At 43.4% G+C, this 18,051-nt stretch carries 12 protein-coding genes; all 12 read right to left on the bottom strand.

What is annotated here, in order from left to right; translation table 11 throughout:
- Positions 1–13: 13 nt before the first annotated feature.
- Positions 14–1,666, bottom strand: a complete 1,653-nt coding sequence (locus B7696_RS03250; RefSeq protein ID WP_084862114.1) for an AIPR family protein — start codon at positions 1,664–1,666, stop codon at positions 14–16.
- A 73-nt stretch (positions 1,667–1,739) separates the two neighbouring features.
- Positions 1,740–2,831: a 5-(carboxyamino)imidazole ribonucleotide synthase gene (gene purK, locus B7696_RS03245; RefSeq protein WP_084862112.1), complete on the bottom strand. Its 1,092-nt coding sequence runs from the start codon at positions 2,829–2,831 to the stop codon at positions 1,740–1,742.
- Positions 2,818–3,309, bottom strand: a complete 492-nt coding sequence (purE, locus tag B7696_RS03240; RefSeq protein ID WP_084862110.1) for a 5-(carboxyamino)imidazole ribonucleotide mutase — start codon at positions 3,307–3,309, stop codon at positions 2,818–2,820. The genes purK and purE overlap by 14 nt, the downstream gene beginning before the upstream one ends.
- Positions 3,310–3,510: 201 nt before the next feature.
- Positions 3,511–4,776 carry a phosphoribosylamine--glycine ligase gene (gene purD / locus B7696_RS03235; RefSeq protein WP_084862108.1) on the bottom strand — a complete coding sequence of 422 codons (1,266 nt, stop codon included), beginning with the start codon at positions 4,774–4,776 and terminating at the stop codon, positions 3,511–3,513.
- Positions 4,777–4,897: 121 nt separating this feature from the next.
- Complete coding sequence (purH, locus tag B7696_RS03230; protein ID WP_084862318.1) at positions 4,898–6,445, bottom strand: bifunctional phosphoribosylaminoimidazolecarboxamide formyltransferase/IMP cyclohydrolase; 1,548 nt, start codon at positions 6,443–6,445, stop codon at positions 4,898–4,900.
- Between the two features lie 200 nt (positions 6,446–6,645).
- Positions 6,646–7,191, bottom strand: a complete 546-nt coding sequence (gene purN, locus B7696_RS03225) for a phosphoribosylglycinamide formyltransferase (RefSeq protein ID WP_084862106.1) — start codon at positions 7,189–7,191, stop codon at positions 6,646–6,648.
- The gene (gene purM / locus B7696_RS03220) at positions 7,188–8,210 is read right to left on the bottom strand and encodes a phosphoribosylformylglycinamidine cyclo-ligase (RefSeq protein WP_084862104.1); all 1,023 of its coding nucleotides are present in this window, start codon (positions 8,208–8,210) and stop codon (positions 7,188–7,190) included. Before purM ends, purN begins: the two co-directional genes overlap by 4 nt.
- A gap of 39 nt (positions 8,211–8,249) precedes the next feature.
- Complete coding sequence (gene purF / locus B7696_RS03215; RefSeq protein WP_049552331.1) at positions 8,250–9,692, bottom strand: amidophosphoribosyltransferase; 1,443 nt, start codon at positions 9,690–9,692, stop codon at positions 8,250–8,252.
- 93 nt (positions 9,693–9,785) lie between these two features.
- Positions 9,786–13,511, bottom strand: a complete 3,726-nt coding sequence (locus B7696_RS03210) for a phosphoribosylformylglycinamidine synthase (protein ID WP_084862102.1) — start codon at positions 13,509–13,511, stop codon at positions 9,786–9,788.
- 55 nt (positions 13,512–13,566) lie between these two features.
- A complete protein-coding gene (gene purC, locus B7696_RS03205) occupies positions 13,567–14,274 on the bottom strand; it encodes a phosphoribosylaminoimidazolesuccinocarboxamide synthase (protein WP_192856276.1) in 708 nt (235 codons plus the stop codon).
- A gap of 169 nt (positions 14,275–14,443) precedes the next feature.
- Positions 14,444–15,793, bottom strand: coding sequence for a competence pheromone export protein ComB (gene comB / locus B7696_RS03200; protein WP_084862098.1), 1,350 nt, complete (start codon positions 15,791–15,793; stop codon positions 14,444–14,446).
- A gap of 12 nt (positions 15,794–15,805) precedes the next feature.
- A complete protein-coding gene (gene comA, locus B7696_RS03195) occupies positions 15,806–17,959 on the bottom strand; it encodes a peptide cleavage/export ABC transporter ComA (protein ID WP_084862095.1) in 2,154 nt (717 codons plus the stop codon).
- Positions 17,960–18,051: the final 92 nt, after the last annotated feature.

Here is an 18,051-nt window from a genome sequence, read left to right as displayed (position 1 = left end):
TTCAATCTAATTTTTAAATCAATTTTTCTAAGTGCTCTTTAAAAGGTCTTTGAATAATTTTCCTAGCATTAGATATATTCTCATCGGTTCTATACGTTTCTAATGCTTCATTTAACTTGCTGACAGCTAGTTTAAGTTCCATTCCTTTAGCAAGCATTAACCAAACAATATAAAATCTCATTTGCTTTGTTGATTCTTTATGTATAAGACTATAGTATTGCTCTATCTCCCTGTATGTTCTATACAATGTTATCAACTCATCAAAATCTAATTGTTCATTAAATATGTCATCATAAAATCTATTAAAAAGCGCTCCCTTTTGATTTGTAACAACTTCAGGATAACCCATTTTAGAATATATAAGCTGGGCCATAACCTCCATTGTAATAGACTCCTCAGAAATCTCTATACTTCTATCAACTTTTCTAATATACATAATTCCATATTGTTTCAGATATTCTTCAATCTTAATTTGTATATTGCTTATTGATTTTAAATCTACAGGAGAAATAGCATTTTGACTATTAGTGTATTCGGCTATATTATTTGTTAATGTCTTATCATTTTCAGTTTGGAAAATTCTAACTAGAATTTCTGCATTAGATAATTTTTCTTCATCAAAATCAGCATCTTTATATTTATAAATCGTTCTTAGAGTCTGTCCTCCATTCACAATTTGAAAACCATCTAAAGAGCACTTTAACTTTTGATTTGCATTAATCTTTTGAGCAGTAATCTTATTCGCAGTCATGGTAATACCATTATTAAACATAAAAAATCGATTAGGAGCGCTATCAATAGATTTCAAAATATTTTTATTAAACTTTGTACTTCCCAAATAGCCTCGAACATTATCATATAACAATCCAATATCTAGCTCCACTTCTGATAATTTAGAATAATCTTCAATCGAATATTGTTCTTTCAACTCATCATCTTTACAAGTCAGCCTAATCAAAGTAATTAAAGGTAATTTAACCAAGTATGATTGTGAGGATGACATGGGATCATCTTTAAAAGTCATTACAGAATCAGAATCAACGATAAATGTTGCTTTTCTATCTTCTGGTTTTTCTGAAACAAATTCTATAATTTCGTCCAAACTAATTGTTACTATCTCAACATCATTACTATCAATGAATGATTTAACTTCATTAACATTTAAATTTAACTTATGATTTTCATTAGATACTAAATATAACTGCGTGTTCCAAATATCATTAGAATTATATTTATCAATTATTGACTGAACTGTAATTCTAGTTAGTTCATCTAAACCTTCAGTATTCTGAGCATAAACTGCATTTAAAAACTTAGTACTATCACTAACTGTATTTAAAGCTTGAGACTTGTCAGGATTAAACCTCTCACGATACTTAAAATTAAAAAGCTTAATGTCATAGTTCTCTTCGTCTATATAAACAGCATCAATACCTAAATCATTATTTGTGACACCATATAATTTACGATGAAAATCGGTATCAATAACCATCTTTTCTACATCTTCAACGTCTGTTACATCTGTAATACAAGAAAGAATGAATAAGTAAAAGCCAAGTCTTGATTTCTCCTCATCTGTAATTTCACCAACTGGTTCCTTTTTTAGTTTACCAAAATATTTTCTTGAAATTTTATTTACCAACTTAAAATCATTTAATGTTCCCATTTAAAAACTCCTCTATATGAATAAAATAATATATATTAAGCTATCTTCTAAAAAAGACGGTTAATTTCACTTTTTAAAAATCAATCCCCTCCCCAAACTCAACCACCTCATCCGGCTCATCACTAAACAAAGTCACATGTCCCATCTTGCGGTTGTGCTTCGCTTCTATTTTACCATACATGTGGAGGTGGACGCTTGGATTTTCTGTCACATATTTTTCAGCGGTCTCGACGTGCTGGCCGAGAACATTGAGCATGACAGCAGGCGCATGGAGTTTGATAGATGGTAATGGTGCTCCCAGAACACCTAAAATATGGGTATCAAACTGGGAGAAGTCACAAGCTTCGATCGAGTAGTGTCCAGAGTTGTGTGGTCGAGGAGCAATTTCATTGACAATGATGTCATCAGCAGTCGCAAACATTTCCACGCAGAGCGTTCCAGATAGCTTGAGCTGTTCTGCAATTCGCACTGCCATAGCTTTAGCCTTGTCTGCTAGACTTTCTGAAATGCGAGCAGGCACGATGGTCTTAGACAAGATATTGTTGCGGTGGATATTTTCCTGAACTGGGAAAACCGTTACGTCCTTGCCATTTCCTGACACGATGACAGAAATTTCAAGGTCAAAGTTGACAAATTCTTCCAAAACGCAATCTGCTGAGTCAGCTAGCGCATAGGCTTCTGCCAAATCTGCTTCTGAGCGAATAACCTTTTGTCCATGCCCATCATAGCCACCAGTCGCAGTCTTGAGGACATAGTTTTTAGACAGGTCAATATCTGCCAAATCTTGGCTTGAGGTCACAACATTGTAAGGTGCCACAGTGACTTGAGCCTTGTTGGAGAGAAAGTCCTTTTCAAAAATGCGATTTTGGGAAATGCGGAGCAGGTCTGTCCCTTGAGGAAGCTGACCTTCTTTGATAACCGCATCCAAACCGTCAGCATCGACATTTTCAAACTCATAGGTAAGGACATCGCAACGCTCAGCCAACTGACGCAGAGCATCCACGTCATTATAAGGCGCAACAATGATTTCCGCTACGCGAGAGGCTGGGCAATCAGCCGCAGGATCCAGCGCGATAACCTTGTGACCCATGTAGATAGCAGAAATGGCCACCATTTGACCCAGCTGGCCGCCACCGATAATTCCGATTGTTTTAGATGAGCTCATTTGACGACTCCTCTGCGATTTTTCCCTGTTCTTCTGCGAAATCTGCCAATGCTGTCGCGATAGCCTGATCCTCTACTGACAGGAGACGGAGGGCGAAGAGAGCCGCATTGGTCGCACCCGCGTCCCCGATAGCCATGGTTGCGACTGGTACACCACCCGGCATCTGTACGATAGAGTAGAGTGAGTCCACGCCACTAAGGGCACGAGATTTGACTGGCACGCCGATGACTGGAAGAGTTGTTTTGGCAGCTACCATTCCTGGCAAATGGGCTGCGCCTCCAGCACCTGCGATGATGACCTTGATGCCACGGCTACGTGCTTCTTCAGCATGTCTGAACATAAGGTCTGGTGTGCGGTGGGCAGAAACAACCTTCTTTTCGTAGACTACACCGAAGCGATCTAGAACTTCTGCTGTTTTTTGCATGGTTGCCCAGTCGGATTTTGAGCCCATGATGATGGAAATAATTGGTTTAGTCATAATTTTTCCTTTTTTCTTCTTTTTTGATAATGGTCTTAGGTGGTGGGGACGGAAGCAAACCTTCGGTTTCATTCCTAAACTTTGAGCCTAGGGTCTCAAAGTTTCCCTAGACCAGAACAAATACTGTTCTGGTCTTTTCACCACGGCGACCATTATCTTACTTTGGCTCGCTTTCGCTCGCCATGACAAATTTAGTAACTGTTAATCTTTTATAGCCTTACTTCCGATATCGGTTCGGTAGAAGAGCCCTTCTGTGTTTTGTTTGTTAAGTTCGCTGTAGATAGTGTTTTGAGCTTCTTTGACGGTGTCTGCTGTGGTAACGAGCATATAGACACGTCCACCGTTTGATAGCAGTGCTCTGCTATTTTCCGCAAACTTAGCCCCTGCATAATAGGTGATAATATCACATTCTGTCTTGGCTGGTAACTTGACACCTTTTTCATAGTCTAGCGGATAACCGTTGGATGCGACAACCACACCCAGAGTCACACCCTTGTCCGTCCAGGTGATGTTTGGCTCCTTGCCATCAAGGATATCCGTAATATTTTGTGCAAAGTCAGATGTCAAACGAGGCAAGATAATCTGAGTTTCAGGATCTCCAAAGCGAGCGTTAAACTCTATGACTTTGGATCCATCAGCTGTCAAGATAAGACCCGCATAAAGGATACCCAGATAAGGGCGACCTTCTTTAATCATACCTTCTAGGACTGGCTTGACAATGGTGTCAACCGCTGTATCAACTACACTCTGTGGTAAGTGTGGAACTGGCGCATAGGCACCCATACCGCCCGTGTTAGGCCCCTTATCGCCATCGTAGGCACGTTTGTGGTCCTGAGCTGTTGGCATGATGTAGAACTTATCACCATTGACAAAAGCAAATAGTGAAAATTCCTCTCCTTCGAGAAATTCCTCGATAACCACACGCGCACCTGAGTCACCAAATTTATTGTCCAAAAGCATCTCGTGAGCTGCTTCGACCGCTTGCTCGACTGTCTCAGCAACAACGACACCTTTCCCAAGTGCCAAACCATCCGCCTTGACCACGATAGGTGCCCCATGCTTTTCGATATAGACCTTGGCTTCCTCGAAATCTGAGAATGTGCTATAGGCTGCTGTCGGAACGCCGTATTTGACCATGATTTCCTTGGCAAAATCCTTGGACCACTCCAGCTCAGCTGCCAATCTTGTCGGACCAAAGGCTTTGAGACCCGCTGCATGGAAATCATCCACGATACCAGCCGCAAGGGCGTCATCTGGCCCGATAAAGGACCAAGCAACATCGTTGGCTTTTGCAAACTCAACCAATTTAGAATGTTCGGAAATAGAGATATTTACCAACTCCAAACCATCAAGAGTCATCCCATCATTCCCAGGAGCAACAAAAACCTTTTCTACCTCTTTTGACTCAAGCAACTTCTTAGCAATCGCATGTTCACGACCACCCGAACCGACAACTAACAGCTTCATTCCTCAACCTCTTTTGCGAATTATTTACTAATATTATATCACAAACGTTCGTTTTAATCTTGTTTCACTCCGCATTTTTACGCAAAAAAGGAAAGAAACTGTTTTCTTCCCTTTAACGTTCTTAATGTCTAAAATGTCTCACTCCTGTGAAGACCATAGTCAAGCCATATTTATCCGCAGCTTCGATAGACTCTTGGTCACGGACCGATCCACCTGGCTGGATGATAGCCTTAATACCTGCTTTGGCGATTTCTTCCACATTATCCGCAAATGGGAAGAAGGCATCCGAAGCAAGCACAGCGCCGTCCAGACGGTCTTTAGCTTGGTCAATGGCAATACGGACTGAAGCCACACGGTTGGTTTGACCAGGGCCAACACCGAGTGTCATGTGGTCATTAGTGATGATAATACCGTTTGATTTGACGTACTTGATAGCCTTCCAAGCGAACTCAAGTGCTGTCGATTCTGTCTCAGTTGGTTGGCGTTTGGTCACCACTTGCCAGTCAGCTGGGCTTTCTTTCACCACGTCTTGGTTTTGCACAAGGAGACCACCAACTACACCTGTGTATTCTGCTTCCACTTCGCTGGCATCTTGAGCATCAAATGGTAAGGCAAGGATACGCAAGTTTTTCTTTTTGTTGGTCAAAATGGCTAGCGCTTCATCCGTATAGTTTGGTGCAATGATGATTTCAAGGAAAATACCATGCATCTTTTCAGCTGTCGCAGCATCCACCTGACGGTTGAGAACGACAATTCCACCGAAGATAGACACTGGATCAGACTCATAAGCGTAGGCCCAAGCAGTCTCAATGTCATTAGCCTGACCGATTCCACATGGGTTCATGTGTTTGAGAGCCACAACGGTTGGACGATCTTTAAAATCACGGATGATACGAATAGCTGCATCCGCATCGCGGATATTGTTGAATGACAGTTCCTTACCGTTAAGCTGTTTCGCTGAAGCAATGGAGTAATCCGTCGGCAAGGCTTTTTGGTAGAAATCGGCATCCTGTTGAGGATTTTCCCCATAGCGCATAGCTTGTTTGAGATCATAGGTCAAGGTCAACTTTTCAGGCTTGCTCTCGCCGACCTGAGCTGTAAAATACTCTGCAATCAAGGCATCATAAGCCGCAGTGTGGCGGAAAACCTTGGCTGCTAAACGTTGGCGCGTTTCGTAAGTCGTTTCACCATTGGCTGCCAATTCGTCCAAAACCACTGTATAGTCTGCAGGGTCTACCACAACCGTCACGCTGGCATGATTCTTCGCTGCCGAGCGAAGCATAGATGGCCCGCCGATATCGATATTTTCAACTGCATCAGCGTAAGTTACGTCTGGTTTGAGAATCGTTTCTTTAAAGGGATAGAGATTGACCACTACAAGGTCAATGAGCTCGATTTGATTGTCTTTGGCCGCTTCTAGGTGGCTATTCAAGTCGCGCCGAGCAAGGAGCCCACCGTGGATATTTGGATGGAGGGTCTTAACACGACCGTCCATCATTTCTGGAAAACCAGTCACATCATCGATGGCAATGGTGTCCACCCCAGCAGTATCAAGGGCAACCTTAGTTCCACCAGTCGAGATAATCTCCCAACCAAGTTTTTTAAGTTCTTGGGCAAATTCAACAATGCCCGCTTTGTCTGAGACGCTGATTAAGGCGCGTTTAGTCATGTTTTTTCCTTTCATTTTCAAACTCTCTACCTACGAATTTTTCGATTCATAAAGTGTAGGGAGACGATTACCAAGACTCCCAAAATTACTGTCAGTAAAAATCTCCCCCAATAGGGAATCTCTGGGAAGAAAAAATTTACCAGTAAACGTAGAATGATTGCCAAGGTAATCAAGGCAAGTGTTTCCAACCATTTTTTCATTTACTTGTCCAACAATTCTCTAATAACTTCCGGATACAACTTGTACTCTGCTTCATGAATACGTTCTTCAAAGCTGGCAATGGTATCATCAGCTAGTCGCGGTACACGTACTTGTTTGATGACCTTGCCTGTATCCACACCTGAATCCACCCAATGAATGGTCACGCCGCTCTCAGCAACGTCAGCATTCCAAGCATCCTCAATCCCATGAGCTCCTGGAAATTCTGGCAAGTAGGCCGGATGAATGTTGATAATCCTGCCTTCATAAGCTGCCAGTAAAGTAGGCCCAACAATTTTCATGTAGCCTGCTAGGCAAACCCAGTCAATCTGGTGCTCTTCCAAGAGTTCGACAAGGGCCTCTTCGTAGTCTGCCTTGCTCTCAAACTCCTTGAGTTCAAAAGCATAGGACAGAACGCCGAGCTTGTCTGCACGTTCGAGCACATAGGCGTCACGATGGTCTGAAAAGACAAACTCTACTGGAAATTGTTCCGCTATCACCTGAAAATTTGAGCCATTACCAGAGGCAAAAACCGCTATTTTTTTCATTTGATGATGACACTTTCGTTTTCTTTCTTGACGATACGACCAATTTCATAGACTGGTTCATCCAACAATTCCTTGACACGACTTACATTTTCAGGGCTAACTGCTAGCATAAGTCCCATACCCATATTGAAGATTTCAAACATTTCTTCGTGTTTGATCTGACCGTATTTTTCAAGGGCTTTGAAAATTGGTAAAACTGGAACCTTGTCTTCCTCAATCTCAGCAGCCAAGTCAGCTGCAAACATACGAGGGACATTCTCAATAAAGCCACCACCAGTGATGTGGGCAATGCCGTTGACCAAGCCTTCCTTGATAAGTGGTAAAACAGCCTTGACATAGATACGAGTTGGCTCAAGAAGAACTTCCTTGAGTTGCTTGCCTTCTAATTCTGGCAAGATTTCCTCACCTGTGTAATCCGCAAAGACACGACGGACGAGAGAGTAACCATTGGAATGAATCCCACTTGAAGCAAGTCCGAGAAGAACATCTCCCTCTGCCACTTTTGAACCGTCAATGATTTGAGATTTTTCAGCCACACCGACCGCAAAACCAGCCAAGTCATAGTCATCTTCGCCGTACATGCCAGGCATTTCAGCTGTTTCCCCACCGATGAGGGCTGCGCCTGCCTGCACACATCCTTCTGCCACACCAGCAACCACTTGTTCTAGCTTAGCCGGTTCATTCTTCCCTGTCGCTACGTAGTCAAGGAAATAGAGGGGTTCCGCACCTGCAGCAATGATATCATTGACACACATGGCCACACAGTCCTGACCAATAGTATCGTGCTTGTCGTACTTAATAGCCAGCATGAGCTTGGTTCCGACACCATCAGTCCCTGAAATCAAGACGGGCTCTTTGACACCTGTTTTTGAAAGATCAAACATGCCACCAAAGCCACCAAGAGCTCCCATGACACCTGCACGCTCCGTACGAGCCACGTGCTTTTTAATCCGTTCAACAACTTCATAACCCGCTTCAACATCCACACCAGATTGAGCGTACACATTTTTATTTGCCATTTTATTTTTCCTTTTCTTTAATGGAGAATCTTCAGTAACTCACTTGTAAAAACTGGTCTTTTCTTCCAAACTTCTACGATAGTCTTCTTCATAGTCGTAGAGAGGCGTTGGGTAATCACCATCAAAATAAGCGACACAGAGACCGCCATTTGGCGCATCTGTTTCAATACCAATTGAATCAATCAACCCCTCAACAGAAAGGTAAGTCAGGCTGTCAGCTCCAATTATTTGACGAGTTTCTTCAACCGTATGATTGGCCGCAATCAGTTCCTGACGAGTCTGGATATCAATCCCGTAGAAGCATGGATAAGCTAGCGCTGGGCTTCCAATTGCAACGTGAACCTCAGTCGCCCCTGCTTCCTTTAAAAGCTGAACGATACGACGAGAAGTTGTTCCACGTACAATAGAGTCATCAATCATAACCACACGCTTGCCTTTGACAACACCAGAAACTGCAGACAATTTCATCCGCACCCCTTGCTCCCGCAATTCTTGAGTCGGTTGAATAAAGGTCCGCTGCGTGTATTGGTTCTTGATAAGACCCATTTCATTTGGCAAACCAGATTCTTCCGCAAATCCCATAGCCGCGCTGAGGGAAGAATTGGGCACACCGACCACGATATCCGCCTCATGCTTGAATTCACGCGCCAATTGTGCACCCATACGTTTACGTGCCGTATGGACATTGACACCATGAATGTTAGAATCAGGGCGAGCAAAATAGATATACTCCATAGAACAGATTGCTAACTGGGTATCATCTGTATAGCTGTCATACTGGATTCCCTTGTCATCAATGATCACAATCTCACCTGGCTTCAAATCACGAATCCATTCAGCACCAATAACCTCAAAAGCACAGGTTTCAGAGGAAACAACCACCGCTCCGTTGGCCATTTTCCCGATAGAAAGGGGACGGAAACCATTTGGGTCAAGAGCCGCAATCAACTTGTCCTCAAACAGCAAGATATAGGCAAAACCACCTTTAACTAGGCTGAGCGCCTCCTTGATTTTGCCCATCAGACTAGGATTGTGACTGCGACGAATGAGGTGAGCCAAGATTTCAGAGTCCGAAGTCGCACTGAAAATCGCGCCTCTTTGTTCCAGTTCTTTCTTGAGAGAGGCTGCATTGGTCAGATTTCCATTATGAGCCAACCCAAACTGCATATCATGAAAACGGAAGAGGAAGGGCTGGATGTTATCTACAGAAGCTTCGCCAGCAGTCGCGTAACGCACATGCCCAATCGCACCAGTCCCCGTCAATTTATCTAAGTTAGCAGGATTTCTGAAGACTTCTGATAAAAGTCCCATGTCACGATGGCGCTTCAATTGTCCCTGATCATTGGAGAGGATTCCTGCCCCCTCCTGACCACGGTGCTGAAGACTATGGAGACCAAAATAGGTCAATTTAGCAGCATCTGGATGTCCCCAGATACCGAAAACACCACATTCTTCATTAAGAGATTTTACTTCGTATGTCATTTTATATACCTAATTTTTATTTGTGTAGCACCAAGAGCTAAATCTACATGACTTTTACATTACTGATACTATCTATTAGAAAATCTGTAAGTCTTATTTTCCAGTAAAGTATTTAACCGCTGACGCGAACAGGTGCTGGTCTTTATTTCCTGGGATATTTTGGAAAAGACCATCCTCATAACGTTCTGAGTGTCCCATCTTACCGATGATTTGGCCGTTCTTGCTAGTAATTCCCTCTATAGCATTTACAGAACCATTTGGATTGTACTTAGAGTCCATACTTGGTTTGCCGTCAAAGTCAACGTATTGGCTGAAAATTTGTCCATTGTCACGGAGTTCAGCGAATTCATCAGCCGTCACGACAAACTTCCCTTCACCGTGTGAAATAGGAATAGCGTGAATATCGCCCACTTGCACCGCAGCTAACCATGGTGAGTTAGTATTGGCAATGCGAGTTTCCACCATCTTGGCCACGTGTTGGTTGGCATCATTGTAGAAGAGGGTTGGACTAGTACTGCTAGCATCTTCAAAGTTTCCGTATGGAAGAAGACCTGATTTGACCAAAGCCTGGAATCCATTACAGATACCGATAATCAAGCCACCACGAGCGATAAAGCTATCAATAGCTACACGCACTTTTTCATTAAGCAGGATGTTGACGATAAACTTGGCTGAACCATCTGGCTCATCTGCAGCTGAGAATCCACCTGCAAAGAAGAGAATGTTAGCCTTGCCGATGTTGTCAACCATAGTTTCAACTGAATTGACAATGGCTTCTTCATTCAAGGTCACAAATGGCACCAAGTTGACCTCTGCGCCTTCTTTTTCAAATGCCTTAGCTGAATCATATTCCGAGTTGGTGCCCGGGAAGACTGGGATATAAACCACCGGTTTTTCAACTTTTTCTTTAGCTTGGATGACTGTGTTAGTAGCGACAGCTGGAACTTCTGCTAGTTCTTTGGCTTGTGCAAATTCTGTTGGGTAAACTTCTTCCAATTTGCCTTGGAAGGCACTGTCAAGTTTGTGTCCATCTAGCTTCACACCGTTGACAAGAAGTGTAAAGTCTACTTTAGTTTGTCCAATCTTCTCTACTCCAGTAATTTCTTCAGGAGATGTGAAGACAAATCCGCCTAATTGAGCTGTCAAAGAACTTTCAAGTTCAGAAAAGGTTACCTCTGCACCGATATGATTTCCAAAAGTAGCAAGAGCCAAGCTTTCAAGCACACCACCATATTTGACAGCTGAAGCTGCCGTCACTTTGTGAGCCTTTTGAAGTGCTTCAAACCGAGCAAAATTTCTCTTAATCAAGTCAAAATCAATCTCTGCTGAGAGTTCTTGACCTGGGATGTAGTAGATATTTTCACCAGCAGTTTTGAACTCTGGAGAGAGGACCTTACGGCTATCTGCCGTCGTCACCCCAAAGGCTACCAAGGTTGGTGGCACTGTCAATTCTTCAAAAGTACCAGACATAGAGTCCTTACCACCGATAGATGGCAAACCAAGCTGAATTTGTGCCTCAATAGAGCCTAGGAGAGCTGCTACTGGCTGACCAAAACGTTCAGCCTGCTTATCCATGCGTTCGAAATACTCTTGGTAAGAGAAGCGAGCCTTAGACCAGTTGGCACCAGCAGCAACCAAACGAGCAGTTGCTTCAATCACCGCATAGGCAGCACCGTGGTATGGAGACCATTCAGCTAGATAAGGGTTGAAACCTTGAGCCATGACTGACGCAGTATGAGTCACACCGTGTTGAACTGGTAATTTCTGCACAGAAGCCTCAGTTGGTGTGAGTTGGTAGCGACCACCAAGTGGGTGATTAACCGTAGAACGTCCAACAGAGCAGTCAAAGATAGTCTGTAATCCTTTTTGACTCGCATGATTCAAATCAGATAGAACCGTAAGGGTATCTGCTTCAAGTGTATCAGAGTTTGTTGTGCGCTCTTCTGGAAGCTTGACATCCTTGTCCACCACCTTTGCATCAACGACCACGCGCACACCGTTTGTATCAAGGAAACGACGTTCCAAGTCGACAATGGTTTCACCATTCCAGTGCATGACTAGATTTGGTTTTTCAGTCACTGTCGCCACCACAACAGCATCAATATTCTCTTTGTTACATTCAGCAACGAAGGCATCTACATCCTCAGGACGAACCACGACTGCCATCCGTTCTTGAGATTCAGAGATGGCAATTTCGGTACCATTCAAGCCCTGGTATTTAAGAGGAACCTTGTTAAGGTCAATTTCAAGACCGTCTGCCAATTCACCGATGGCTACACAGACACCACCTGCTCCAAAGTCATTGGACTTCTTGATAAGACGAGTGACATCACCATTACGGAAAAGGCGCTGAATCTTGCGTTCTTCGATGGCATTCCCTTTTTGAACCTCAGCACCGGCAGTCTCTACAGACTCAACTGTTTGAACCTTAGAAGAACCTGTCGCACCACCGACACCATCACGTCCAGTCTTACCTCCAAGGAGAATAATCACATCTCCCGCTTCCGGTTTTTCACGAACGACATTGCCCTTAGGAGCCGCTCCGACAACAGCACCAAGCTCCATGCGTTTAGCTACAAAGCCTGGGTGGAAGTATTCACGAACGTAGGTTGTTGCAAGCCCAATCTGGTTACCGTATGAAGAATAACCATGAGCAGCTGTTTTAGAAATGACTTGTTGTGGCAATTTCCCAGCGCGAGTTTCTGAAATCGGTGCGGTAATATCTCCAGCACCTGAGATACGCATAGCTTGGTAAACATATGATCGACCTGACAATGGGTCACGAATGGCTCCACCGATACAAGTAGCAGCCCCACCAAATGGCTCAATCTCTGTTGGGTGGTTGTGGGTTTCGTTCTTGAACATGAGGAGCCATGGCTCTTTCACACCATCAACGTCCACTTCGATTTCGACTGAGCAAGCATTGATTTCGTCTGACACTTCCATATCATCCAAACGTCCATTAGCACGCTCATAACGACCGAAAATAGTCGCCATATCCATCAAGGTTTGAGGTTTTTCAGAACGCCCCAACTCATCGCGCATAGCGATATACTTGTCATAGGTCGCCTGCAATTGTTTTTGGAATTTAGAAGCCGAGAAATCAATCTGTTTCAACTCTGTCTCAAAAGTCGTGTGACGGCAGTGGTCAGACCAGTAAGTGTCCAAAACCTTGAGTTCTGTTTCCGTCGGCACGCGCCCGATTGACTTGAAATAGTCTTGGATAAAGAGCAAATCATCCACTTCCATGGCCATCCCTTGCTCAGCCTTGTAGCGAGCAAAGTCTTCTGCTGTATAGCTTTCAAAGAAAGTCAATTTCGGAATGGTCTTGTCTGACTCTGAAAATTCCTGCTTGGCAATCTCTGTCGTGATGTCCTTGAAACGAGAATCAACTGGATTGAGCAGGTAGTTCTTGACCGCTTCTAATTCAGTCGCATCAATATCCTTATTCACCAAGTAAAGTTGGGCTGTATTAACCGTTACATCACTCGAGCTACCTAGCAAGAGCAAGGCTTCCTGCGAAGATGCTGCACGCTGGTCAAACTGCCCTGGTAGGCTTTCAAGCGCAAAGAAAGCATAGTTGGCAAGATCCGCCTGCACAGCTGCTTCGTCCAAAACATGGTCTGTCACCTGCTCAGAGAAGATGTGTTTCTCTGCAGGTGCAAACAAGTCCTCTGCCAAGTTAAAGACATCATACACTTGCACAATGCGAATGCTTTTCAAGCTTGAAAGCCCCAAGTTATGCTGGAGTTCTCTTACCAAACTCTCTGACTTTACCTGAAAATCAGCCTTTTTTTCAACAAAAATACGTTTATCCATCAATTCTTATTCCTTTATTTCAGCTCTTGCAATATCCCCAACGACCTTGAGGGTGTTATTTCAATTCCTGCAACTTTTCCCAAACAATCTCATAAACATCTGTTAATTCACCTAGACCCCTACGGAAAACATCCTTGTCCATGTGGTTGCCATCCGCATCCCATAAACGGCAGTTATCTGGTGAAAATTCATCTGCTAAGATAATCTTGCCATCCTTATCAAAACCAAACTCTAGCTTAAAGTCAATCAACTTAAGCCCAATCTCAGCAAACCAGACTTTCAAGAGTTCATTGATTCGACGAGTTTCTTCCTTCAAGTAGGAAATCTGCTGGTCATCCGCAATCTGTAGGAATTTCACATGTTCGTCATTGATAAACGGGTCATCCAAATCATCATTTTTGTAGTAAAATTCGACAATCGGAGTCTCAAATGCAATACCTTCGTCTACGCCAAAACGTTTTGAAAAGGAACCAGCTGTATAGTTGCGAAGCACGACTTCCAGAGGAATAATCTTAACCTTTTTATTGAGTTGTTCCGTGTCTGAAAGTTTCTCCACAAAGTGAGTCGCCACACCAGCCGCATTTAATTTCTCAAAAATAAAAGATGAAATCTGATTATTCAACACTCCCTTACCTGCAATCTGCTCCTTCTTAACACCATTGAAAGCAGTCGCCTGGTCCTTGTAAGTTGAAATAATAAGATTTTCATCCTCAGTTGTATAGATGTCTTTAGCTTTTCCCGAATAGATCAATTGTTTTGACATTTTAAAGTTCGCCTTTCGTATTACTTGAGCACATTCTACCATAAAAAACCTAAAATTACAAGAATTTAACCGAATAAATAACGTAGCACTCTCAAAAATCATAAAGAAAAAACTGCAAGAAGAATCTTTCTCACAGTTTTAAAGTCATTTAACTCTAAAAACACGAACATTACTCTTTGTTCAAAAATTGATCCAAATAATAACGTAGGTAACTTTTCTTGCCCGTAATCATCTGCAGACGACCTTCCACCCCATATCGAAGTTTTTCAGCCTGCTCAGAAGTTAGATTAGTCTCCGCCTCGATTTTAAAGAAATTCCCTTTCTCAGTCTTAGTAGCTGTCGTATCAATGCTTGTAATAGTAGAATCTAGGAAAAGTTGATTCTTGGCATCATGAGTCGTCGTATAGCGAACAGAATCACCGACCTTGATTCTTGCTACATCTTTTGAACTTAGATAGGCTGTGAGTTTAGCTTTTCCTTCTCTTTCCAAAGATGGATAGAGTTGGGCTAGTAGGGTACCTTCTGCTACCATGGTAGAATCACTAGACTCAGGATTAAGGTGAAGCACCCCATCCTCACTAGCCGTAATTTTCCCCTTGTCTAGAAGACTTCCCTGAATCTTCTTGCCTGACTCTGCTTCCAAGATTTTCTGGTCTAGAAGGATCAATTCCTGACCAACCTTTGCCAAGTGTTGGGATTTGAGGGACTCCAATTGACTACTTAAGCCTGACGCATAGGCTTGCTGGGTACCTGAACCTGCATACTGGACACGGTAAGTAGCAAGACTAGATTCTAACTGAGAAATCTGTGCTTCTACCTGAGCAACAGCCTGGTCCTTAGATTGTGGATTTTCCTCGCCCTGAGACTTATAGGACTGGTAGAGAGAGTAGGCCAGATTCTGACTGGCCAAGGAAGCACCTGTTTCAATAGCTGACTTAGCTGTCTGGTAATCGCGAATTTTAGCCTCTGTTTGGCTGATGAGGTTGCCGATTTCAGCTTGGGTTTGACTAGCTGCTGCATTCTGGGACGCGATGGTCTCATTTTGTTGCGATGTACTAGCCCTAAGACTGCCTGCTTGACTGATGTAGTCGCGAAAGGTGGCTTGGTAGCCAAACTTATCCTCCTCTGGAAAGTGATTCTCCCCTTCTTGCAGGCTCTTTTGCAAATATTCCAATTGCTTTTTTTGATCCTTGAGCATGTCCAACTGACTAGCATAGGCCTCCGCTTGGACACCCTCTGCCCCTTCTTGATATTGAACCAGAAGCTCCCCCTTCTTAACCAGCTTATTTTCTTCCAAATGATTGATAAGAATGCGATTGTTGCTAGTAGACTGGATACTTGCAAGAATACGACTAGGCTCGACAGTCGCTCTTGTAGACAAACTCATCTCCTTCTCTGCAAATGTTGCAAATCCAAGTAAAAACAAAAGCAGAAGGGACATGGGTACAATCACCCGACTGGAAAAATTATGATAACGACGATTATAAAACTCCGCACTTTCTAAAAATTCTGGTTTCATCCTCTCCTCTTTCTAGCTATTCACCAAATGGGCGTAAAAGCCATCCTGTGCAAGCAAATCAGCATGCTTTCCTTCTTCAACAATCTTGCCCTGATCCAAGACAACAACCTTCTCTGTCCGCTCAGCAATAGTCAAGCGGTGGGCAATGAAAATCAAGGTCTTGTCTAAAGCCATGAGATTATCGACAATTCGCTTCTCTGTCAAAATATCCAAACTGCTGGTCGCCTCATCCAAAATCAAGACCGGCGCATCTGTCAAGAGGGCACGCGCCAGAGCAATTCTCTGACGTTGACCACCTGAAATCCCTGCCCCATCCGAAGTCAATTCTGTCTGGTAATTCAGTGGCATGCGCTCAATGTCCTCCCGAATCTCTGCCAACTCGACCGCCCGTAAGATATCCTCTTGAGTCGTTCCCTCCTTGGCTCCCAAAAGAAGATTGTCCAAAATCGTTCCGTTAAAGACATAGGGCTGTTGAGGCAGATAGTTGATGTACTGGCGCAGGGCCTTTTTATCAATCTGATTGAGATTGACACTACCCAGACTAATCTCTCCCTGACTAGGGTCGTAAAAATTAACCATCATCTTGGCCAAGGTCGTCTTACCTGACCCTGAAATCCCCACAAAAGCTACTTTAGAACCTTGAGGAATGGTCAAATTGATATCCGACAAGACGTCTCGACCATAGCCATACTTGTAGGAAACCTGCTTGAAGTCCATATCTCCCTTCATCAAGCTCAAATCTTCAACCGTTTTCTTCTCCTCAAACTCCGAAGCTACCAGATAAACCTCATTCAGACGGTTATTGGCAACCTGCGCTGTCTGAAGCTTGGTTTGCAGATTGATGATATTTTCCAAAGGATTGGTAAAGTAAACAAGTAAGGTATTATAGGTAATCAACTGCCCCAAACTCATCTTGCCATCCATAACCAGAACAGCCCCCATCCAGAGAATGCCGACATTGAGCAAGAGATGGGCAATTTTTTTCAGAGCCTTTTGCTGACTCTCTGCCCGACTATAGGTAAAAGATTTTTTCAGATAATCCACAAATTCCTTGTCAATTTTTTGGTAACGCTGACTTTCACTGGTCAAGGACTTAATAGTCTCAATACCGTTGATGTCCTCAATGATAGAAGAAGACAGAACCGCATTGGCTTCCATGGTGTCCCGATTCATCTTTTCAAAAGGCTTCATAAAGGCAAAGATAATCACTGTGTAGATAGGAAGTGCCAATAAGGTCATGAAAAAGAGATTAGTATTTTGTGAAAATAAAACAAGGGAAATAATGACAACCGTTGACACATCTAGGAAAATCGAAAGAATGGTCGAAGCCAGCGCATCAATGATACTGTTAGCATCTGTAAAACGAGACACGATTTCCCCTGTACGACGTGTCGCAAAAAAGGACATAGGCAGGTGAAAAACATGCTTGATATAGGACAAAATCACGTCAATCGATAAGCGTTGCCCCAAAACAAGTAAGAGATACTCCTGAGCGTAAGACAAGATCTGCTGGAGGATATAGACGATAACCAGCCCAATCGAAATAATCCCCAACGTCGAACGCATCTGATCTGGCACATAGGTATCAATGATAGACTGTAGATAATAAGAACCCACAATGTTAATCAAGGTTACCAAGAGTGTCGCCAAAACGATATTGGCAATCAAGCCACGCTGCTTCACTAATATATGAATAAAAGAGAGCAGACCATTCTTTTGATCCTTATGAGGCTTGTAGTCTGGACTAGGTGCCATAAAAAGGGTCACTCCTGTCCACTCTTGCGAAAATCGCTCACGAGAAATCTTAGTCAACTTGACACCAGGATCTGGATCAGCGATATGGATCGTCTTCTTATCCTGCCCAATCACCACATAATAGTGGAGCAATTTCCCTTCCTTAAGCACATGAGCAACAAAAGGAAAGGTCAAATCTGGCAAGTCAAAGAGCGTCATATCCGCCTTAATGGCCCGCGTCTCAAAGCCAATCTCCTCTGCCACCTTGACCAAGCCCAAAGCCGTCGTCCCATCCATGGTCGTCTTGGCCAACTCTCGCAAGTGAGCCAAAGAATAATAACTACCATAGTAGCCAAAAACCATGGCTAATGAAGCTACACCACAGTCCATCTGATCCACCTGCGGACGATAGTGACGTTTCCCAAATTTCATATTCATCTCCTTTTTCCTAAACTCATCTGATAACAACTATCTTACCCCAATCCCCAAACAAAAACTGGACTTCCTCCCCAAATGCGCCTATC

This window comes from Streptococcus mitis (genome assembly GCF_002096815.1).
In the GTDB taxonomy this organism is placed as follows: Bacteria; Bacillota; Bacilli; order Lactobacillales; family Streptococcaceae; genus Streptococcus; species Streptococcus mitis_AD.
This window is presented reverse-complemented; position numbering and strand designations above follow the sequence as displayed.

Bases quoted from the DNA above. Each gene is read 5' to 3' on its own strand.
- B7696_RS03250 (WP_084862114.1), bottom strand. From the start codon at position 1,666: ATGGGAACATTAAATGATTTTAAGTTGGTAAATAAAATTTCAAGAAAA.
- purK (WP_084862112.1), bottom strand. From the start codon at position 2,831: ATGAGCTCATCTAAAACAATCGGAATTATCGGTGGCGGCCAGCTGGGT.
- purE (WP_084862110.1), bottom strand. From the start codon at position 3,309: ATGACTAAACCAATTATTTCCATCATCATGGGCTCAAAATCCGACTGG.
- purD (WP_084862108.1), bottom strand. From the start codon at position 4,776: ATGAAGCTGTTAGTTGTCGGTTCGGGTGGTCGTGAACATGCGATTGCT.
- purH (WP_084862318.1), bottom strand. From the start codon at position 6,445: ATGACTAAACGCGCCTTAATCAGCGTCTCAGACAAAGCGGGCATTGTT.
- purN (WP_084862106.1), bottom strand. From the start codon at position 7,191: ATGAAAAAAATAGCGGTTTTTGCCTCTGGTAATGGCTCAAATTTTCAG.
- purM (WP_084862104.1), bottom strand. From the start codon at position 8,210: ATGGCAAATAAAAATGTGTACGCTCAATCTGGTGTGGATGTTGAAGCG.
- purF (WP_049552331.1), bottom strand. From the start codon at position 9,692: ATGACATACGAAGTAAAATCTCTTAATGAAGAATGTGGTGTTTTCGGT.
- B7696_RS03210 (WP_084862102.1), bottom strand. From the start codon at position 13,511: ATGGATAAACGTATTTTTGTTGAAAAAAAGGCTGATTTTCAGGTAAAG.
- purC (WP_192856276.1), bottom strand. From the start codon at position 14,274: ATGTCAAAACAATTGATCTATTCGGGAAAAGCTAAAGACATCTATACA.
- comB (WP_084862098.1), bottom strand. From the start codon at position 15,793: ATGAAACCAGAATTTTTAGAAAGTGCGGAGTTTTATAATCGTCGTTAT.
- comA (WP_084862095.1), bottom strand. From the start codon at position 17,959: ATGAAATTTGGGAAACGTCACTATCGTCCGCAGGTGGATCAGATGGAC.